Genomic DNA, 19,685 nt, shown 5'->3' with positions numbered 1-19,685 from the left:
GTTGGACGGGCGGGGAGGCTCGCCCATCAAGGGAGTTCGGATCAGAACTGCTTCGTCACCGAGATCCCGTAGGTGCGCGGTTCGGTCAGGAAGATGTTGGTGAACAGGCCCGAGGTGTCGTCCGTCTGGTACTGGTCGGTGACGACGGTCTTGTCCTCGAGGTTCTTCACGAACAGCTGGACGTTCCAGCCGAGCTGCGGGTTGTCGACGACGAACGACAGGTTGGTGTTGGTGTAGGAGTCCAGCCGATCGTTCACCGCGTTAAAGATCCGCGCGAACGACTTGTCTTGATAGTAGAAATCGGCGCGCGGCGTGGCCGTCCAGCCGCCCGGCAACTCCCAGGTGTACTGGGCGCCGACCGAGGCGGTCCAATGCGGCGAATTGGGCAGTTCGTTGCCGCCGATCTTGGCCGGGATGCCGGGCAGCGGGTTCACCGTGACCACCGCCGACAGCGGCGTGCCGGTGGCGAAGGCGCCCTGACAGACCCCGATGTCGGCGCGGCCCGGCACGCCGGTCATGGCGATGGCGGGAATGGCGCCGGCGTTGATCAGGGTTTGCAGGGCCGCGACCTGGGCGGTCGGCGCGATGCAGTTGGAGAAGGTCGAGCCGTTCTTGATGGTGACGTAGTTCGGATCGCTCTGCGTCAGGTTCATCAGGTCGAGGGTCGAGGAGTCGTCCAGCCGCGTGTGCAGATAGCCCAGGTTGGCGTTGAAGCGCAGGTTTTGGACCGGCTCCCAGATGCCCTCCAGCTCCGCGCCCCAGATCTTGGCGTTGACGTTCACGTTGACCGAGGTCCGCTGGATGATCTCCGAGACCTGGTAGCCCTTGTAATTGTAGTGGAAGAGCGTGCCGTTCAGGATCAGACGCCCGCCCATGAGGGTGTTCTTCGCCCCCAGTTCGAAGGCGTCGATGAACTCCGGCTCGTAGTTGTCCGGGAACAGGTGCTGGCCCGCCGACTGCGGCGGGTTGAAGCCGCCGCCTTTGTAGCCCCGCGCGTAGGACAGATAGACCAGCGACTTGTCGGTGAACGACAGGGTCGGCGTCCACTCAAGGTTCAATCGGCCCGTCGGCTCGCGGAAGGTCACCTGCTGGATCGGCAGGGCGAGGAGGCCGACGCCCGGGGTGAACAGCGCCGGCTGGAAGGGCTGCGCCGTTTTCTTGTCGATGGTCCAGCGCAGGCCGGCGGTGAGCTTCAGGTCATCGGTGAGCTTGAAGTAGGCCTCGCCGAAGGCCGCGTAGGACGCGATCTGATAGCGGGTGCGGTTGTCGTAGTAGTTGTGGCCTGAGCCGTCCGGGATCGGGTTCGGGTCGACGTATTCGCAGATGTTGGAGGTCAGGGACCCGGTCAGCGGGCAGCTCGGCGTCGCGGCATTGAAGAAGGCCTCGGACACCGCTGTCAGGGTGTTGCTGGTCACATAGTAGTCGCTGACCGCGTGGAAGCGCAGGTAGCTGGCGCCCAGGCTGAAGTCGAAGCGGCCGCCGAACGAGGACTGCAGGCGCACTTCCAGGGTGTTCTGGTGCCCGACGCCATCGGTAAAGTCGATCGTCCGGAACTGGTTGATCCGGCCCACCTGCGGGTCGTTGAAGAACCCGCCCGGCGAGAGCGGCGTGACGTTGAAGTTCTGGGTCGGCGTCGTGCGGTTATAGTCGGCCTCGCTGAAGCCGTCGTTCTTTGCGTAGCTGCCGGTCACCGTCAGGTCGAGGGCGTCGGTCAGCTTGTAGTCGAAGGTGACGATGCCGATGTCCGACTCGGCGCGGTACATCGGGTCGAAGCCGGACTCGATGTTGCGCAGGTTCGGATCCGACAGCTTGCCGGCGTAGGCGTCGCCGGTGATCAGGCCGGTGAGGATGCCGAGGCCGCCGCCGAGGGTGGCGGCGCTGTTCACCGCCTGCAGCGCGTTGGGCGAGCTGAGGTCGCCGGGCAGGCAGCCCTGGGTCAGGTAGAGCTGGGTCGAGCGGCCCGGAAGGTTGGTCGGCACGCCGCCGACGCTGGTCCGGCCCGGGTCCTTGATGCAGAGCTGCTTGCCGACGCGGCTGCGGTTGTCGTCTTCCTTGAAGTGCTCCCACATCAGGTCGACGGTGAACTTGTCGGAGGGCTTCATCCGCACGCTGAGGCGCGAGGACCAGAGGTCGCGGCCGTCGATGTCGTTGCCGGTGACGAGGTTGTGGCCGTAGCCGTCGCGCTTCAGGTAGGACCCGGCGGCGCGCACCTGAAACCAGTCGGCCAGGGGCACATTGATGTAGCCGTTCGCCTTCCGGGAATTGTAGTTGCCGAGCTCGCCGGTGATGCGGGCGCTGAAGGTGTCGGTCGGCTTGGCGGTGATGATGTTGACCAGGCCGCCGGTGGTGTTGCGGCCGAACTGGGTGCCCTGCGGGCCGCGCAGCACTTCCACCCGCTCCACATCGTAGAAATCGGCGTCGGCGAGGTTGTTGGCGGTCAGCGGCACGTTGTTCTCGTGCACGCCGATGGCCGCGTCGGCGCTGGTGGCCACCAGCTTGGTGCCGATGCCGCGGATCTGGAAGTTGTAGCCGCCGAAGTTGGCCCGCGAGAAGGTCACGTTGGGCACGGCGAGCAGCAGGTCGCGGCCGCCTTCGATGCGCTGCTGTTTGAGGTTCTCGTCAGAGAAGGCCGAGACCGCGATCGGCACGCTCTGGATGCTCTCCTCGCGCCGTTGGGCGGTGACGACCAGCTCCTGGATGGCGTTGGCCGAGGCGGCCTGGGCCGCGGGCCTCTGCTGGGCCATGGCGGGCGCCGCAGCGGCGATGGCCGCGGCGGAAGCTCCAAGCGCCAGGGCGCAACGAAGCGACGTGGAACGCTGCATATCCCTTTTCCTCCCCACCGGCTCGTCGATGCGGCCGGATCCTTGTTTGCGGGTCGTCGGACGCGTCCGCGGGAGGAGGTCCCAGCTACGCGCCGAGCGGGCCCAGGGAGGAAGTATGTTGTGAGGCTTCCAAGCGAGCCTACTCGGGTTTACGTAGCGTCCACTTGAGCGCCCGGCTCCGCTTGGCCGCTAAGCGGATGACGGCGTTCTTTGAAATCTGCGTCGCCCGGTTGCGCGCAGAGTGCTCGGATATGGCTGCGGTTGCGGCGCGGCTCAGCGCGGCGGCTTGCGACCGACCCGCGCATAGGCCTGACGCGGGATGTCGCCGAGCATCAGGTTGCCCGCCGCGCCCATGCCCCGCATCAGGGGCCGGACCGCCGCGCCGGCCAAAGGCCGGTCGGGCAGCTCGAGCTCCGACTTCGCCCAGGACGGCAGGAGGTCGATGGCGGCCTGCGCAGCCATCGGCTGGATAACCCGGCCGAGCAGTCCGAGGGGCGAGTTCGTCGACACGATCTGCAGGAATTCGCCGATGATCGGATGCGGCCGCAGGTTCGGCCGCATGGCCTCGATGCAGGCCTCGACCTCGGCCACCGAAGCGGGCGGGTTGACGGCGCCGAACGCCTCGCCGAGGCGCGCGCCTTCGGCGTAGTAGCGATCCTGGTCGGCCCGGCTGAGCCCGGGCTCCACATGGCGGGCATAGGCGTTCAGGAAGCCATAGCCCGCGGTCAGGTGCACCCAGGTCATGAGCTCAGGGTCGAGCGCGGTGTAGGCCTGGCCCTCCGGCGTCACCCCCGACACCCGCTGGTGCATGCGCGTGACCATCGCCACCCGCGCCTCGGCGGCCTTGGTGGGGCCGTAGGTGGTGATCATCGTCGCCTCGCCGGTCCGCTGCATGCGGCTGAGCGGATCGGTGCGGAAGATCGAATGCTCCCAGACGCCGGTGCGCACGCGCGGCTCGGCGAGTTCCAGGATCACCGCCGCAATGCCGCCGACCGCCAGGGCGATCGGATTGGCGTGGACCCGCCAGGCCATCGAATCCGGGCCGTAGAAGCCGAGGTCGCCCTTGGGCTCGAGATAGTTCACCCGGCCGCCGCTCATCGGCTGGGCAAGGCGACGGGCGGTGCGCGGGGCGGAGACGTCGAGAGTGCTCATGATCCCAGTCTAGACCTGAGGAATATTCGGAAAACTCGGCTTTCCGCCCGCGAGGAGGGCCATAAAGGAACGCCGTCCGTGGGCTCGGGTCCCACGGACGGCGCCAGGTTCCGGTGCGGGGAGGACGCCCGGGGTTTTAGAACTTCACCGTCAGAGAGGCGCCGTAGGTCCTCGGCTGGCCAGGGAAGCGGACCACGACGTTCGCGTTCGAGGAAACGGCGGTCCAATAGTACTTGTCGCCCAGGTTGCGGCCCCACAGCTGGAGCTCCCAACGGTCGTTCTGGGCGTGGATGCCGACGCTGGCGTTCACCAGGCTGTAGGACGGCAGCACGTAGAGCGGCCCGCCGTTCGGGTCGGCGTAGGACTTGCTCTGCCAGCGGTCGTTGATCGCCGCCTGCAGGCCCAGGCCGTTCCCCAGGTCGTGGCTCCAGATCGCCGTCAGGGCGTACTGGTACTTCGGGCTGTAGAGGAACGGATTGCCGTCGTAGCTCTGCGGCTGGCCGGCGGCGTTGATGCCGGTGTAGCCCACAACCTCGGTGTGCAGCACGGTGCCCGACGCGATCAGGGTCAGCTCCGAGACGCGCGCGGTGATGTCGCCGTCGACGCCGTAGGCCTTCGACTTCGGAACGTTCGAGAGCCTGGACAGCGCCGTGTAGATCGGATCGGCGAAGTAGGTCGAGAGCTGCTTGTCCTTGTAGTCGTAGTAGAAGGCGCTCAGGTTCGCCTGGGCCCGGCGCTCGAACAGGGCCGATTTCACGCCCACTTCATAGGCGGTCAGCAGCTCCTGGTGGACCGGGGCGTCCTGGGTCGAGATGTTCGCCGCGTTGATCGGCGTGGCGCCGGCCTTGGCCCCGCGGGAGATCGAGCCGTAGACCAGGGTGCCATCGACCGGCGTCCAGTTCAGGGCCACCCGCCAGGCGACGTTGTTCTCGTCGAGCTTGGAGACCACCGGACCGAAGGTCTTGGTGGCCGGGTCGAAGGTCACGCAGGAGCCCTGGGTGATCGGCGACACCAAGCCATAGGCGCCGAAGAATAGCGCCCGGTTCACGACGTTCACGTTCGGCAGCATGTCGCCGTTGAAGTCGCGCGAGCAGCCGTTGAAGTCCTGCTTGTCCTGGGTGTAGCGGATGCCGGTCGTCAGCTTCACCGCGTCGGTGAGCTTGTAGTCGGCGTTGGCGAAGATGCTCCACGTCGTCGTCCGCAGGCGGCCGATGTCCTCGTAGGTGCGGAACGCCTGGGCCATCTGGGCGGCGGTGTAGCCGCCGGTGTTGAACGGCGAGGCCAGCAGGGTCGAGCCGTAGTAGCGGATCAGACCCACGTTGGCGTTCTGGCCCAGCATGGTGCGGTTCATGTCGAGGATGCGGTCACGCGCGACATAGGCGCCGACCAGCCAGTTGGCCTTGTCGGTCTCGCCCTCGACGTGCAGCTCCTCGGCCACCGACTCGATCTTGCCGACCGCGTGCTGGACGAGCACCTCGTAGGGCGCGCCGCTCCAGTCGAAGAGCGCGTCGCGCTTCAGCTTGTTGTAGCTGGTGAGCGAGACGATCCGCGTGTGGTCGCCGAGATCATAGGCGGCGCGCAGCTTGCCGCCCCAGAAGTCGTCGTTCTCCTGCAGCGGGCCCGACAGGCCGAGGCCCGCGCCCTGGTCCGCCGCACGGGCGGTCGGCGATTCCCAGTCCGCCTGGTGAGCGTTGGTCGGCACGTGGGTGGCGATGTAGTTCACGAGCCCCGGCGCGTTGAACGGGCTCGCCGCCGTGGCCGGGGTGAAGCCCACGCCCTGCGCGGCCAGGGTGTCGGAGGTATTGTTCCAGTAGTTCACCGAGGCGTCGATCGACAGCTTGTCGGTGGGCTGGGCGGCCAGCGCGCCGCGCACGCCGTAGCGATGCAGCTCGCCCTGGCGCTCGCCGCGGGTGTTGGAGACCTGCCAGCCCTTGTCGCTGTCCTCGGTGCGGAACGACAGGCGTCCCTGCACGCGATCGCCGAGCGGGCCGCTCACGTAGCCCTCGAAGTTGTGGGTCTGGTAATTGCCGAGCTCGGCGGTGGCCGAGGCCTGGAAGTCCTTGGTCGGCTTCTTGGTCACGAAGTCGATCAGGCCGGCGGTGGTGTTGCGGCCGTACAGCGTGCCCTGCGGCCCCTTCAGCACTTCCACCCGCTCGAGGTCGAACATCGGGCCGGTGTTCATGAAGGGATAGGCGTAGGCGACTTCGTCGACGTAGGTGCCGACCGTCGAGGTGGCCGACAGGTTGATCGTGTTGAAGCCGATGCCGCGCAGCGTATAGGTCGGCACGCCCTGATAGCTCTGCGACACGGTGAAGCTCGGCGCGAGTGTCGACAGGTCGCGGGTGTCGGTCACGTGCAGTTGCTGGAGCGTGTCGCCGCGCACGGCCTGGATGGACATGCCGACGCTGTTGATCGACTCCTCGCGACGCTGCGCGGTGACGATCAGCTCCTCCAGGGCGGCCGGCGCGGCCTGCGGGGCCGATGCCTTGGTCTGGGCGAGCGCCGGGACCGCCGCCAGCAGGGTCGCCGCCGAGGCCCCCATCGCCAGCGCGATGCGGTTTGAGAACTTGGACTGCATTTCTTATCCCTCCCGCCCGGCTGCATAGGCCGGGGTCGTTCATTGCGAAGCGGCCGGACTCCGGGGCTTCAGGAAGGCGGGAGTATTCTCAGCGTCGGCGAGGCCGGCCTACTCGGTTTCGCTGCCGGAATTTGAGCGCCGAGAACGCAAAAATCCGCGACAACATACTGTCTTTTCGATGAAATTTACGGCCGTCTCAAAAAGCGGCGGACGACGCCCCAAAATCACCGAACAGGGCTCGGATATTGCGACGCTACGGCGCCCTTCAGGGCGCCCGCACGCCGCCCATCTCGTCCGGCGTGGCGTCACGGCCGACGCCCATGCGGAACGTCAGGCGGGCCAGTTCGCGGATCAGCAGGACCCGCTCCTGCTCGGTCGTTTCGCGGAAGGCGATCTCCAGCATCGCGCTGAAAAGCATCTGCGAGATCAGCCAGGCGTCGGCCCGGGGTTCGGGCAGGCTGATCCGGTCGCCCGCGCCCTGGGTGATGCTCTGGCACAGGTGGTCGAGCGTGGCGCGGGCCTCGCGATAGACCGGCAAGCGCAGGACGAAGGGCGTCTCCGTCATCAGCACCTTGAACACGTTCTCGGGCGCACTGAGGGCGGCGATTCCGGCCCGCAGCAGGTGCTCCACCCCCTCGAAGTCGCTCATGCCGGCGGCTTCTTCCACCGCATGCCTCATGCGCTGCACGAGGCGGCGGCAGGAGCTGGCGGTCAGGGCCGCGACGATGGACTCGCGATTGGGGAAGTACTCGTAGAGGGTGCCGATGCTGACGCCGGCGCGCTCGGAGATGCTGTTGGTGGTGAGCGCCTCGTAGGGGCTGCTGGCCAGAAGCTGGGCGCAGGCGTCGACGATCGCCTCGAAGGTCGCCTGGGAGCGCGCCTGCCGCGGCAGCTTGCGCGGCTCCAGGAGGGTGAGCGACGGCTCGATGCGGGCCGCTCCGCGGGCGCCCGCGCGCCCATAGCCGCGGCGGCCCTCGCCGCCGGCGACCGTGCGGGGTTGGCCTACGCCCATTGCTCCCGCTCCGCGCCCGTGGTGGCGGCGGGGGTCGCGGCCGGGAACTGCCGCGCCAGCCGGTCGGACGCCTGCTTCAGGCTCTCGATGGCTTGGTCGACCTCCTGCTTCTGGCTCTCCAGCGCCTCGATGCGACGGCGGAACACGCGCAGCGCCTCGGCGCTCTGCGCCGCCTCGCCCTCCTCGTCGTAGAGGTCGAGGATGTCGCGGATCTCCGCCAGCGACAGGCCGACGCGGCGGCCGCGCATGATCAGGGTGAGCCGGGCGCGGTCCTTGTAGGTGTAGATCCGTGCGGTGTCGCGGCGCGCCGGGAACAGCAGGCCCTGCTCCTCATAGAAGCGCAGGGCGCGGGTCGTGGTGCCGAACTCGCGGCAGAGCTGACCGATGGTGTAGCTGCCGAAGGGGGCGTGACGGATCTTATAGGCCATCGATGCGTCTCCAGTTCAGAGGCCGAGAACCAGCCGGGCCATGATGTCGCGCTGGATCTCGTTCGAGCCGCCGTAGATCGAGGCGGCCCGGTCGTTGAGGTATCGCGCCATGGCCGTGACGCCGGACTGCGGTCCGATCGGCGCGACGTTGGAGCCGGGCGCGCGGGCCGCCGGCTGATCGACGCCGGCGTAGAGGCCGGTCGCCTCCACCGCGAGCTCGTCGATGCGTTGCATGGCCTCGGTGCCCTGGGTCTTCAGCATCGAGGAGGCGGGCCCCGGCTTCTGGCCGGACGCGAGCGCGCTCAGCACGCGCCGCTCGGAGATGTCGATCGCCTGCACGGCGATCTCGGCCTCCGCCATGCGGCGGCGATAGTGACGGTCTTCGATCCCTTCCTCGGCGACCGCCTTGCGCAGCCGCTCCAGCGACACCTGCAGGCCGGGCGCCGAGCCACCGCCCCGCTCGAACTCCAGCAGGTACTTGGCGACCGTCCAGCCCTCGTTCTCGGCGCCGAGGCGGTTGGCCTTGGGCACGCGGACGTCGTCGAAGAAGACCTGGTTCACCTCATGCTCGCCGGCCAGGGTGATGATCGGCTTCACCGAGATCCCCGGCGACTTCATGTCGAGCAGCAGGAAGGTGATGCCCGCCTGCGGCTTGCCGTCGAAGCGGGTGCGCACCAGACAGAACATGCGGTTGGCGTGCTGGGCGTGGGTCGTCCAGATTTTCGATCCCGAGAGCACATAGTCGTCGCCGTCGGAGACCGCGCGCAGTTGCAGCGCCGCCAGGTCCGAGCCAGCGCCCGGCTCCGAATAGCCCTGGCACCAGTAGTCCTCGCCGGAGAGGATGCGCGGCAGGTAGTGGGCCTTCTGCTCCGGCGTGCCGAAGCCGATCAGGCAGGGGCCGATCATCCGCAGGCCCATGGGCGCAAGACCCGGCGCGCCGGCGCGGGTGCACTCGGCGGCGAAGATCGCCCGCTGGATCTCGCTCCAGCCCGTGCCGCCGTATTCCTTCGGCCAGGAGGGGGCCACCCAGCCCTTGGCGTGCAGGATCCGCTGCCAGGGCAGGCTGAACTCGGGATCGCAGAACACGCTGGTCATGCGCCGGCCCGCCTCGCGCAGCTCAGGCGTCAGGGCCTCGTCCAGGAAGGCCCGCACTTCGTCGCGGAACGCGAGATCCTCAGGTGACAGGTCGAGATTCATCGCGCGCCCACCCGCGCATGGGAAATGTCTGACCGGCGCGCCGTGGCCCTGGCCATTTCGTACTCCTCCCCCCTGCGGCTCTGTGGCCACACGCACATCACGCAGGGATACCCGCGTAGCCTCATCAGCTTGCGGACGGGCCGGGCGAGGAACAAGCTATCGGAAGTGATAGGGACGCCGCTGTCGATGACCCCAGGTGAGGTCACATCCGAGTTGATGCAGGACGTCGTCCGGCTTGCCGAGCGCGTGGCCGAGGTGGGCCGCGAGATCGGCCTGCCCTACATCGGCACGAGCCCCGACATCGGCAGCCCCGCCCCCATGTTCGGCCCGGACGGGCGGCCGTTCAACGGCGACCTGTTCCGCTGGCTCGACCCGGATCTGCGCTACTGGGAAGATCGCGGCTTCGCCCTGCGTTCGGCCTTCGTCTACGCCACCCGCTCCTGCGCCGAGCCCTTCTACTTCAAGCACGGCAAGCTGGCCTCCTGGCGGGTCAACCCGACCCTGGACGCCATCAACGCCACCTACCCGATCGACCCGATGGGCGTCGGGACCGCGATCGTCGCCCCGGCCTACCTGCCGGCCGGCGTGATCGGAGCGGTGGTCTGGGCCTCGCCCGACGAGGATGTGCCCGTGGACCGCGTGTTCGCGGAACGGGCGGTGGAGCTGCACGCCCTCACCCTCAAGCTGATGGGCGCCTATGCCGACGCGCGGCTGGGCGCCGGCCCCGCCGAGGCTCCCGTGCGCCTGACCCGGCGCGAGATCCAGTGCCTGCGCTGGGCCGCCGCCGGCAAGACCGACCACGAGGTCGCCGACATCGTCGGCATCTCCATGCCCACGGTGCGCTTCCACATCACCAACGCCTCGCGCAAGCTGCACGTGGTCGGCCGCTCACAGGCGATCCATCGCGCCGCCACTCTCGGCTACATCGGCGCCACGCCCCCCGCCGCACGGGTCTCAGCCTAAATCGCGGCAGGGCTCAAATCGACGCCTGCGCGTTAGACCGTCCGAAGGTCTGGCGCCGCCGCGCCGGCCTGCAAGGGTGAGGCGGAGTCGAGGGCCCGGTGACCTACTGCGTCGGCGTGCTGGTGAAGGATGGTCTGGCCATGCTGGCCGACACGCGCACCAACGCGGGCGTCGACAATGTCTCAACCTATCGCAAGCTCCGCATCTTCGGGAACGACGGCCGGCGGCTGATTGCCGTGGCGTCGGCCGGCAGCCTCTCCACAACCCAGACCGCGATGGAGCGCGCGCGGCTGGGGATCACGGCGCCCGACACCAAGCAGGTCGAGATGCTCGAGGAGGCGACCTCGATCCATCGCGCCGCCTATCTGCTGGGTCAGGCGATCCGCTTCACCCGGGACGAGATGGAGGGGTTGAAGCAGGAGGAGGTCAATATCGACGCCACCCTCCTGGTCGGCGGCAGCGTGGGCGGCGAGCCGACCCGGCTGTTCCTGGTCTACGGCGCCGGCAACTTCATCGAGTGCTGTTCCGACACGCCCTACCTGCAGATCGGCGAGACCAAGTACGGCAGGCCGATCCTGGATCGCGCCCTGACCTACGACACCGAACTGGACGAGGCGGTGAAGATCGCCCTGATCTCCTTCTCATCCACCATGCGCTCGGACCTGGCCGTCGGCCTACCCATCGACGTGGTCACCATGCGAAGCGGCGCCTGCACGGCCGAACTGGTGCACCGGATCGACGACCAGGACGAATACTATCGCGACCTCGACGAGCGCTGGTCCGAGGCGCTGCGGGCGGCGCAGGCTTCGATCCCCAGGCCGCCCTATCGCTGAGCGGCGTCGTCCGGCGCCGGCCCTTCGGGCTTGAAGCCCACCGGCAGGAAACCGTGCAGGAAGCTCTCCACCGCCACGGTGACCGGGCCCGAGATGTCCCGCTTGCCTGCCTCCATCTCCAGGACGCGCTTCTCGCCCTGCTTGTCGCCGCCGGCCAGGCGGAGCGCCCGCGCCATGTCGAGGGGCGTCCAGCCCAGGGCGTCACGCGCCTGTTTGAACTGCGGGCCGTTCCTGATCACCAATGCGCTCCACGTGCGGAAACCGGTTCGGCGGGCGAATAGCCCACCCGACGAGGGGCGGAAAGGCTTCCGGCGTCGCAGGACCGAGATGCTGCTTCATCGTTAGGCCGATCACCGCCACCAGCTTGAGCGCTTTGACGCAAATTTAGTCGGCTCCGGCCGCCGCGCTGCGATCTGCCACTTTTGAGCAAATCGTATGTCGCCGCGCGTGTTGTCCTCACCCCTGAAAACTAGACGCGCCCGCACTTCGGCGGCGGGCGCGCGCCTTGGGAGGGCTCTTGGGAAGCAAGCCGGCGCGAGGGGCGCCCGGCGGCATTTCGGGGTGAGACAAGGGAAATGAGCGAGACGCTCAACGAGAGGCCCAATCTGGGGGATACGCTCGGCGGAGAAGCAGCGGACGATCTTCTGAGCCGCGGGTTTTCGAGACGGCAACTTGGCCGCATCGCCGCGGTGTTCGGGTCCGGCCTGGCGGTTGCGAGCGCCGGACGGGCCGCCTGGGCCTCGGCCGGCGTGCCGGACCCGGCCCCCACCGCCAAGGTGCGCATCGGCGCCAACGAATGCTGGACCGGGCCGCTCGCGCCCGGCGCCGCCGCGGCCGCAGCCATGATCCCGTTCGGCAACCGTTACGCCCCGCACGACGAACGCGGCGACTTCATCAAGGCGGTGATGAGCGTTGAGAAGGTGCCCTACGATCACGTGGCGCCCTGGCCCGGATCGAGCGACCCGCTGTCGCGTTCGGTGGTGACCTTCTGCTCCCCGACCCGCGGGCTGGTGACCGCCGATCCCACCTTCGAGCTCGCCGGCCGCACCGCCGAGTGGCTGAAGGTTCCGGTCAAGCGCGTGCCGCTGAAGGCCGACTTCAGCCACGACGTGAAGGCCATGCTGGCGGCCGATCCCAACGCCGGCCTCTATTACATCTGCACGCCCAACAACCCGACGGGCACGATCACGCCGCTGGCCGACATCGAGTGGCTGGTCGCCAACAAGCCGGCCGGTTCGATCGTGCTGATCGACGAGGCCTACACCCACTTCGCGGGCGTGCCGACCGCCTCCTATCTCGCCGCGGCGGACAAGGACGTCATCGTCATGCGGACCTTCTCGAAGATCTTCGGGATGGCCGGCATGCGCATGGGCTACATCATGGCCAGGCCCGACATCATCGGGAAGATGATGCGCTACGACGGCGGCATGCAGTCGGGCGCCCTGCCCCTGCCCTCCCTCGCCTGCGCCACCGCCAGCCTGACCGCGCTCGACCTCATCGCCGCGCGGCGCAGCGAGATGCAGGAGGCCCGCGGCCTGGCGCTCGAGCACCTCAGGAAGCGCGGCCTGAAGGCGGTTCCGACCGAGGCCAACATGTTCATGGTCGATTGGAAGACCGTGCCGGCCGCCAAGATGCAGCAGGCCTTCCGCACCCAGAGCGTGGAGATCGGCCGCTCCTGGCCGATCTGGCCGACCATCTCCCGCATCACGGTCGGCTCGGCCGAGGAGATGAAGGCGTTCTGCGAGGCCCTCGACAAGGTCTGGACCTAGCGCCGTCCCGGGCGCGGACACCCCGTCCGCGCCCAGCCTCCCGCCGGCGGCTGCCATCCGGCCCGCCGCATCCAGACCCATGACTTCGATGAATGGTGCTTTCGTAATGAGTGGACTTAACCCGATCACGATCGGCCTGCTCGTCGTGATCCTCGCCGCCTCCGCCATCATGAGCGGCCTATCCGGCTTCGGCTTCTCCGCCATCGGCGCGCTCTGCCTCACCCTGCTGCCGCCGCAGCTCGGCGTGCCGCTGCTGATGACCCTCTCCGCCGCCAACCAGGTCATGTCGCTGCGCCAGCTCAAGGCGGACATGAAGCCGATCAGCCAGTGGTGGCCCGAGGGCCCCGCGCCCTACCTGCTCGGCGGCCTGGTCGGCGTTCCGGTCGGCCTCGCCATCCTGCGCTCGCTGCCGACCACCAACCTGATGCTGGTGTTCGGCGGTTTCCTGGTGCTCTACGCCGCCTATTCCCTGCGCCGGCCCGACGCCGAGCCGGTCACGGTGAAGGGCAACTGGCTCGCCTCCTCGCTGGTCGGCATGAGCGGTGGCGTGATCGGCGGCTTCACCGCCTTCCCCGGCGCGCCGGTGGTCGTGTGGAGCGGCCTGCGCCGCCTGCCCAAGCAGGAATCACGGGCCATCGTGCAGCCCTACATCTTCGCCCTGCAGGTGCTGTCCATCGTTCTGCTGGCGCTCCAGCACCCCCAGACCTTCGACAAGAAGTACTGGCTGCTGGTGGCGATCACCGTCCCGGTGGTCCTGCCCTGCACCCTGTTCGGCGTGCGACTCTATCGCTCGCTGTCAGACGTCAACTTCCGGCGCGTGACCTTCATGCTGCTGGGGATCTCCGGCCTCGGCCTGCTGATCAAGGCGGCCGGTGCGATCGGGGCGGCGCACCACCTGTAGGTGAAGAGCGGGCGTCGTATTCGGCGCCCAATGCCCTGTTTTCGATCACGCTCATTCAGTTGATGGTCAATCACCGAATTTTTCAGCTCAGACAAACAATCACGTTGATCGACAACTTTCGACACCCGAACCTTCCATTATAGACCAGCGGGCTACCAGGCACCGCCGGCATACTTAGGCGAGGATGCCTCCAAGAAGGGAACAAAAATCATGACCTGAACAGAAAGACGAAGGGGATAATCGATGGGGGCCTTTTCCAGGCGAGCTCTTCTCGCAGGCATCTCGGGCGCAGCCCTGCTGACCGCAGCCACCGAGGTTCATGCGCAATCCACACCGGCGGCGACTGCGGCGGCCAGCGCCGACGCCGCCCAGGTCGAGGCGGTGATCGTCACCGGCACCCGACTGACCGGCCTGCGCGCGGTGGACAGCCCCGCGCCCGTCCAGGTCCTCGAATCCTCGGCGCTCCAGCGGGTCGGACAGTCCGACCTGATCCAGGCCATCGCCCAGAACATCCCGTCCTTCAACGCCCAGGCGTTCGGCGGCGACACGGCCAATCTGACCCTCTCGGCCCGCCTGCGCGGCCTCAGCCCCAACCACACCCTCGTCCTGATCAACGGCAAGCGTCGGCACGGCACGGCCAACCTCGCCGTCCTCGGCGGGCCCTACCAGGGCGGCGCCTCGGCCGACCTCAACTTCATCCCGCTCTCCGCCGTCGATCACGTCGAAGTCCTGCAGGATGGCGCGGCGGCCCAGTACGGCACCGACGCCATCGCCGGCGTCGTCAACATCATCCTCAAGGACAAGGGCGCGGGCGGCAGCGTCGTGGCCTCTGGAGGCAAGTTCTTCGACGGCGGCGGCGAGACGGCCGACATCTCGGCCAACGTCGGCTTCGCCCCGACCGACAAGGCCTACGTCAACCTGACCTTCGAGAGCCGCTGGCACAGCCACACCTTCCGGGGCGACACCGATCCGCGGACCATCAACACGCCCTACAACACCGCCTCGTCCTCGCGCCTGTCGCGCTACCCGCAGATCACCGGCGCCGAGGACTATCCCTACCTGAACCGCATCGCCGGCGATGCCGAGTACCGGCTGAACATCGGCTCGTTCAACGCCGGCTACCAGCTCGACGAGACGACCGAGATCTACGCCTTCGGCACCTACGGCCAGAAGTTCGCCGCGGCCTATGAGAACTACCGCGTGCCCAACCTGATCGTCGGCAAGGACGGCTCGATCCCCCGCCCGCTCGGCTTCAGCCCGGAGGAATCGATCACCGAAACCGACTACGCCGTCACCGGTGGGATCAAGGGCGAGACCTCCGGCTGGACCTGGGACCTGTCGACGACCTACGGCAAGGACAACGACGCGGTGAACGTCCTCAACTCGCTGAACCGGTCGCTTTACATCGACACCTCGACCGCCACGACGCCGGGCTTCTCGCCGTCCAACTTCCACGCCGGCGACTTCATCGACAGCCAATGGACAACGACCTTCGATGCGGCCCACGATTTCGACGTCGGCCAGTACAAGCCGCTGACGCTCGCCCTCGGCGCCGAGTACCGGCGCGACACCTACGAGATCAAGCCGGGCGACGCCGCCTCCCGCTACAAGGAAGGCTCGCAGTCCTACCCCGGCTTCGCCCTCACCGACGCCGGGAAGCACAGCCGCACCAACTGGGCGATCTACGCCGACGCGGCCCTGCAGCCGATCGAGCCCCTGAAGCTCGATGCGGCGGTGCGCTACGAGCACTTCAGCGACTTCGGCGAGACCACCGTCGCCAAGGGCACCGCCCGCTACGACTTCAGCCCGGCCCTCGCGCTCCGCGGCACGGCCTCCACCGGCTTCCGGGCGCCGACGCTCGCCGAAGAGTACTACTCGGCCACCAACGTCTCGCCGACCTCGGCATTCGTGCAGCTGCCGCCGAACTCCCCGGCCGCCAGGCTCGTGGGCGTCGACGGCCTCAAGGCCGAGAAGTCGACGAACTTCAGCGTCGGCTTCGTCGCCCACCCGTTCTCGGGCCTGACCGCAACCCTGGACGCCTACCAGATCAACGTGAAGGACCGCATCGTCGGCTCCGGCTCGCTGTTCGGTTCGGGCGGCGGGACGAACATCCCGGCCGTGCTGGCGGCCATCCTGGCCAATGGCAACGTCCTCGACCCGACGGTCACCATGACGGGCATCAACATCTTCACCAACGGCCTCGACACCCGCACCCGCGGGGCCGAGCTGGTGGTGACCTATCCGATGGCCCTGCGCGACTTCGGCGAGGTCCAGTGGTCGGCGACGGCCAACTACAACGAGACCAAGGTCACCAAGATCAAGGCCCCGCCCGCCCAGCTGGCCGGCGCCTCGCTGTTCGACAAGAACGCCATCTCGAACATCGAGGACACCTCGCCCAAGTACCGCCTGGTGCTCGGCGGCCTGTGGAGCCTCGGCAAGTTCTCGGTGAACCTGAAGGAGTCGCTCTACGGCCCGGCCTCGAACTGGTCGAGCCGCAACGGCGCCACCTGGTACAAGACCGAGATCAAGGCCGCGGTCATCACCGACCTCGAGGTCGCCTACAAGGTGACCGGCGCGATCAAGATCACCGTCGGCGCCAACAACCTGTTCAACCGATATCCCGACCGCGTGAACGGCCTGCTGCGTGACGAGTACCTGCGGAACAACTCCAACGGCTACGTCACCATGTACCCGAGCTTCTCGCCGTTCGGGATCAACGGCGGCTACTACTACTCGAAGATCAGCCTGGACTTCTGACCGCGGGGGGCGAACCGGGGATCGCGCGGCGACGCGGTCCCCGGAACTGTCCGTCATTTTACCATCATCTCGGCGCAGCAAGATCGCGCCCGCGCCGAACAGTCCCGGAGTAACCATCCCTTGACCCGACATCGCGGCCTCGAGCTGTTGTCAGAATCCGTCGTGACGGAGGCCATTGCGCGCATACCCTTCGACCACTTCGTGATCTGGGACGGCAGCCGCTGCGCCGCCCAGGCTGGCTCCCTGCGCTCCCGCGCGCTCGGCCTGGTGGAGGAGCCCTGGACGCCGATCCAGCTTCGCACTCTCGTCCAGCGCGCGGCGCGCCTCTGCGAGGGCGCGGGTCTCGACCCGGACACGGTGCGCGAGGCGGTGCGGATGCACCAATCGGCGCGGGCGGCGGCCTATTACCTCGTCCGCAAGACGCTGGCCGGCGAATACCTGGCGGTCACCGACATCCCCTGGCCGGTGGGCGCCCGCGGCCCGATCCGCGCGGGCTCTGCCATCATGGATCGGCAGGGGCGCATCATGGTCGAGACACGCCCAGCGACACACCTCGAGGCCCGGTCTCTCGCCCGCGCCTGAACCGCCCGGGGCGCCTCGCTTCAGGGTTGCGCCGGCCTTCCCCGAGGACAACCCTGGGATTCCGGCGCGGCCCGGGCGGCGCAAGCCACTGTTTACCTTGGAAAAACTTCTCGCGTTCACCATTGTGACAATGGAGCGACGCCGATTCGGCTTCGTTCGGGAGGCACAAGATGGGCGCGGCCAGTCCGCAATCCGCCCAGGCGCGGCGCACCGCCGCGGTCCTGGTCGCCGCGAGCGCCCTGGCCGCCTGCGCCACCGGCCCGTCGACCGGGGCCGCGCCGCCTGACGCCCTCTTCAAGGCGCAGGTCGGCGACATCGCCGGTGGCGTGGCGCCCGGACCGCACGCCTACTGGTACGTGCCAAAGACGCCGGTCAGCTACGTGAAGATCGGAGTCGCCGTCTGGCAGCCTGCCGCCCGTCCGCGGGGCCTGCGCGCCTGGATCGCTCGGCATTTCGCACACCGCACGGCGGCGGGGGGCGAGCTGCGGGCCGTCGCGGCCGCCAGCCTCGGCCTGCCGGTGCCGTCCCGTGTCGAGGTCACCAATCTCACCACCGGCGCCGTGATCACAGTTCGCGTCGACGACAAGGCGCCGATGCGCGACGGCGTGATCCGCCTGTCGCAGGACGCCGCCCAGGGGCTCGGCGCCGCGCCGGGCAAGCCGCTGCTCGTGCGGGTGCGCTACATCGCGCCGGTCATGGCCTACGGCGGGCGCGCGCCGCTGCGCCAGGCCATGCGCGGCCCGCTCACGCCGACCGCGCCGCCCCCCGTCATGGCCGCGGCCCGTCCCACGGTTCCGCCGCCCACGATCGTGCGGATAGCCAACGCCCATCCCGTCCCAGCGGCGAGCGTCCTGCCGCGTGACGGCGCGCTCGCCCTGCGGCCTGCTCAGGAGGTTCCGCGCCTGCAGACGGGTTCGATCGTCGTTCAGGCTGGCGCCTTCGCCAGCCTCGCCAACGCGCGGCGCGCCGTGGACCTCCTGAAGGCCGCAGGCGCGGCCACGATCGCACCTCTGCGACGCGGGGCGGTCGTGCTCTACAGGGTCGTGCTGCCCGCCTCCGGCGGCGCCGCCAACGCGGAGCGGCTGCGTCGCCAGGTGGCCGAGATCGGGTTCAAGGACGCCCGCCTGACGAGTTCGCTCTGACGAGTTTCCGTTGACGCCGCTAGTCGGCGTGGACCTCGCGCTCCATGGGCGTCCCGGCCGCCGGTTTCAGCAGCAGGATCAGGGGCGCAAGCAGCACGACGCTGAGGGCAATCCAGCTGAACACGTTGTCGTAGCTGACCATCATCCCCTGGCGGGTGATCTCCCCGTTCAGGACCTGCAGGCCCGACGCGGTGTTCGGGTCCATGAATTTCGGCAGCACGGACGGCAGCACGGGATCGCCGATCGTGACGCGTTCGGCCAGCCGCTGGTGGGCCATGGCCCCGTCGCGGATCAGCATCGCCTGCACCACCGAGATCCCGGCGCTGGACCCCAGACTTCGGGCCATGGTGGCGACGATGGTGCCCTCGGTCCGGTGCCTGGGATCGAGCGTCGCGTAGCCCAGGGTGTTGAGCGGGGCGAACATCAGGCCCGTGCCCATGCCCTGGATGAAGCCGGCGATCATGATCGGCTCGGCGGTCATCGAGAGGTCGAACTGGGCCATGTCCCAGGCCGCCCAGATGTTGAGGAGAACGCCGACGAACAGCACCAGCCGGGCGCCGAACTTCTGCACCAGCCAGGGGATGGCCAGGAACGAGATCAGCGAGCCGACGCCGCGGGTCACGCTGGCGACGCCGCTCTGCATGGCCGAATAGCCGAGCAGGTTCTGCATGAACGAAGGCAACAGCGCCGAGGTCGAGAACAGCAGGGCGCCGACGAAGAAGCCGAAGACGGTGCTGGCGACGAAGTTGCTGTCCTTGGCGAGGTCGCGGTGGAAGAACGGATGCTCCGAGGTCGCGGTCTGGATGACGAACACCCATAGGCCGATGGCCGCGATGATCGCCTCGATCCAGATTTCCTTGGACTGGAACCAGTCCTGGCTGGGGCCCCGGTCGAGCAGGATCTGGAAGCCCAGCACGAACATGACGATGGAGCCGAAGCCCAGGAAGTCGAAGGGCCGCTCCCGCCCGCCCTCGTCGTGCGCCATGAAGGTGTAGATGCCGAGGAAGGCGAGGATGCCGATCGGCAGGTTGATGTAGAAGACCCAGCGCCAGGTGAGGTTCTCGGTGATCCAGCCGCCGAGCGTCGGGCCGATGATCGGCCCGAGGATGACCGCCGCGCTCCAGATGCTCATGACCCGGGGGATCATCCGCTGCGGGTAGATATTGAGCATGGTCGCCTGGGACAGCGGCATCAGCGACGCGCCGGCGATGCCCTGCAGCAGGCGGTAGATCACGATCTCCGGCAGGGACGTGGCGATGCCGCACAGCATCGAGGCGGCGGTGAATCCGCCGACCGAGATCAGCAGCATCCGCTTCAGGCCGATCTTCTGCGACAGCCAGCCGGACAGCGGCGTCATGATCGCCGTGGCGATGATGTAGGAGGTCAGGACCCAGGTTATCTGATCCTGGGCCGCCGAGACGCTGCCCTGGATGTGCGGCAGGGCCACGTTGGCGATGGTCGAATCCAGCGTGTTCATCAGCGTGGCCAGCATCAGGGCCCCGGTGATGGGAATCCGGTTGTCGATATCCTGCTGCGCAGCCAAGCCTGT

At 68.2% G+C, this 19,685-nt stretch carries 15 protein-coding genes; 7 read left to right on the top strand and 8 right to left on the bottom strand.

Annotation, left to right across the window (positions count from 1 at the left end):
• Positions 1-41: 41 nt before the first annotated feature.
• From DJ017_RS10035 to DJ017_RS10010, 6 genes are all read right to left on the bottom strand, one after another.
• On the bottom strand, positions 42-2,822 hold the full coding sequence (locus tag DJ017_RS10035) for a TonB-dependent receptor (RefSeq protein WP_111528589.1): 2,781 nt from the start codon (positions 2,820-2,822) through the stop codon (positions 42-44).
• A 273-nt stretch (positions 2,823-3,095) separates the two neighbouring features.
• Positions 3,096-3,974 (bottom strand): oxygenase MpaB family protein, encoded by an 879-nt coding sequence (locus DJ017_RS10030; RefSeq protein WP_227000094.1) that lies wholly within the window; start codon positions 3,972-3,974, stop codon positions 3,096-3,098.
• Between the two features lie 136 nt (positions 3,975-4,110).
• Positions 4,111-6,552 carry a TonB-dependent receptor gene (locus DJ017_RS10025; protein ID WP_111528588.1) on the bottom strand — a complete coding sequence of 814 codons (2,442 nt, stop codon included), beginning with the start codon at positions 6,550-6,552 and terminating at the stop codon, positions 4,111-4,113.
• A 265-nt stretch (positions 6,553-6,817) separates the two neighbouring features.
• Positions 6,818-7,564: a TetR/AcrR family transcriptional regulator gene (locus tag DJ017_RS10020; protein WP_111528587.1), complete on the bottom strand. Its 747-nt coding sequence runs from the start codon at positions 7,562-7,564 to the stop codon at positions 6,818-6,820.
• Entirely contained in the window at positions 7,555-7,992 is a 438-nt protein-coding gene (locus tag DJ017_RS10015; RefSeq protein WP_111528586.1) for a MerR family transcriptional regulator, read from the bottom strand. The genes DJ017_RS10020 and DJ017_RS10015 overlap by 10 nt, the downstream gene beginning before the upstream one ends.
• Before the next feature lie 15 nt (positions 7,993-8,007).
• Positions 8,008-9,189, bottom strand: a complete 1,182-nt coding sequence (locus DJ017_RS10010) for an acyl-CoA dehydrogenase family protein (RefSeq protein WP_111528585.1) — start codon at positions 9,187-9,189, stop codon at positions 8,008-8,010.
• Between the two features lie 216 nt (positions 9,190-9,405).
• On the opposite strand from DJ017_RS10010, the gene DJ017_RS10005 reads away from it, so the two are divergent.
• Both DJ017_RS10005 and DJ017_RS10000 read left to right on the top strand, forming a co-directional pair.
• On the top strand, positions 9,406-10,152 hold the full coding sequence (locus tag DJ017_RS10005) for a helix-turn-helix transcriptional regulator (RefSeq protein WP_227000093.1): 747 nt from the start codon (positions 9,406-9,408) through the stop codon (positions 10,150-10,152).
• A 98-nt stretch (positions 10,153-10,250) separates the two neighbouring features.
• Positions 10,251-10,985: a peptidase gene (locus DJ017_RS10000; RefSeq protein ID WP_111528583.1), complete on the top strand. Its 735-nt coding sequence runs from the start codon at positions 10,251-10,253 to the stop codon at positions 10,983-10,985.
• Here DJ017_RS10000 and DJ017_RS09995 read toward each other — a convergent pair.
• Positions 10,976-11,224, bottom strand: a complete 249-nt coding sequence (locus DJ017_RS09995) for a helix-turn-helix domain-containing protein (protein ID WP_133255431.1) — start codon at positions 11,222-11,224, stop codon at positions 10,976-10,978. The genes DJ017_RS10000 and DJ017_RS09995 overlap by 10 nt on opposite strands.
• A 336-nt stretch (positions 11,225-11,560) precedes the next feature.
• Here DJ017_RS09995 and DJ017_RS09990 point away from each other — a divergent pair, with 336 nt between their 5' ends.
• The 5 genes from DJ017_RS09990 (at position 11,561) to DJ017_RS09970 (ending at position 18,136) form a co-directional block, all read left to right on the top strand.
• Positions 11,561-12,754, top strand: a complete 1,194-nt coding sequence (locus tag DJ017_RS09990; protein ID WP_111528581.1) for a pyridoxal phosphate-dependent aminotransferase — start codon at positions 11,561-11,563, stop codon at positions 12,752-12,754.
• Positions 12,755-12,860: 106 nt separating this feature from the next.
• Positions 12,861-13,655, top strand: a complete 795-nt coding sequence (locus tag DJ017_RS09985) for a sulfite exporter TauE/SafE family protein (protein ID WP_165830591.1) — start codon at positions 12,861-12,863, stop codon at positions 13,653-13,655.
• Positions 13,656-13,898: 243 nt separating this feature from the next.
• Entirely contained in the window at positions 13,899-16,412 is a 2,514-nt protein-coding gene (locus DJ017_RS09980) for a TonB-dependent receptor plug domain-containing protein (RefSeq protein WP_111528579.1), read from the top strand.
• Positions 16,413-16,574: 162 nt separating this feature from the next.
• Positions 16,575-16,994 (top strand): hypothetical protein, encoded by a 420-nt coding sequence (locus tag DJ017_RS09975; protein ID WP_111528578.1) that lies wholly within the window; start codon positions 16,575-16,577, stop codon positions 16,992-16,994.
• A gap of 170 nt (positions 16,995-17,164) precedes the next feature.
• Complete coding sequence (locus tag DJ017_RS09970) at positions 17,165-18,136, top strand: SPOR domain-containing protein (RefSeq protein ID WP_133255430.1); 972 nt, start codon at positions 17,165-17,167, stop codon at positions 18,134-18,136.
• 19 nt (positions 18,137-18,155) lie between these two features.
• Here the strand turns inward: DJ017_RS09970 and DJ017_RS09965 are convergent, their stop codons facing one another.
• Positions 18,156-19,679, bottom strand: a complete 1,524-nt coding sequence (locus DJ017_RS09965) for a DHA2 family efflux MFS transporter permease subunit (RefSeq protein ID WP_227000092.1) — start codon at positions 19,677-19,679, stop codon at positions 18,156-18,158.
• Positions 19,680-19,685: the final 6 nt, after the last annotated feature.

The sequence above is a fragment of the Phenylobacterium soli genome, from assembly GCF_003254475.1.
Taxonomy (GTDB): domain Bacteria; phylum Pseudomonadota; class Alphaproteobacteria; order Caulobacterales; family Caulobacteraceae; genus Phenylobacterium; species Phenylobacterium soli.
Note: the sequence above shows the minus strand (reverse complement) of the source record. Positions and strands in the feature narration are given on the sequence as shown.

Excerpts from the sequence above, each read along its gene's own strand:
- DJ017_RS10035 (WP_111528589.1), bottom strand. The coding sequence starts at position 2,822 with ATGCAGCGTTCCACGTCGCTTCGTTGCGCCCTGGCGCTTGGAGCTTCC.
- DJ017_RS10030 (WP_227000094.1), bottom strand. The coding sequence starts at position 3,974 with ATGAGCACTCTCGACGTCTCCGCCCCGCGCACCGCCCGTCGCCTTGCC.
- DJ017_RS10025 (WP_111528588.1), bottom strand. The coding sequence starts at position 6,552 with ATGCAGTCCAAGTTCTCAAACCGCATCGCGCTGGCGATGGGGGCCTCG.
- DJ017_RS10020 (WP_111528587.1), bottom strand. The coding sequence starts at position 7,564 with ATGGGCGTAGGCCAACCCCGCACGGTCGCCGGCGGCGAGGGCCGCCGC.
- DJ017_RS10015 (WP_111528586.1), bottom strand. The coding sequence starts at position 7,992 with ATGGCCTATAAGATCCGTCACGCCCCCTTCGGCAGCTACACCATCGGT.
- DJ017_RS10010 (WP_111528585.1), bottom strand. The coding sequence starts at position 9,189 with ATGAATCTCGACCTGTCACCTGAGGATCTCGCGTTCCGCGACGAAGTG.
- DJ017_RS10005 (WP_227000093.1), top strand. The coding sequence starts at position 9,406 with ATGCAGGACGTCGTCCGGCTTGCCGAGCGCGTGGCCGAGGTGGGCCGC.
- DJ017_RS09990 (WP_111528581.1), top strand. The coding sequence starts at position 11,561 with ATGAGCGAGACGCTCAACGAGAGGCCCAATCTGGGGGATACGCTCGGC.
- DJ017_RS09985 (WP_165830591.1), top strand. The coding sequence starts at position 12,861 with ATGAGTGGACTTAACCCGATCACGATCGGCCTGCTCGTCGTGATCCTC.
- DJ017_RS09980 (WP_111528579.1), top strand. The coding sequence starts at position 13,899 with ATGGGGGCCTTTTCCAGGCGAGCTCTTCTCGCAGGCATCTCGGGCGCA.
- DJ017_RS09970 (WP_133255430.1), top strand. The coding sequence starts at position 17,165 with ATGGGCGCGGCCAGTCCGCAATCCGCCCAGGCGCGGCGCACCGCCGCG.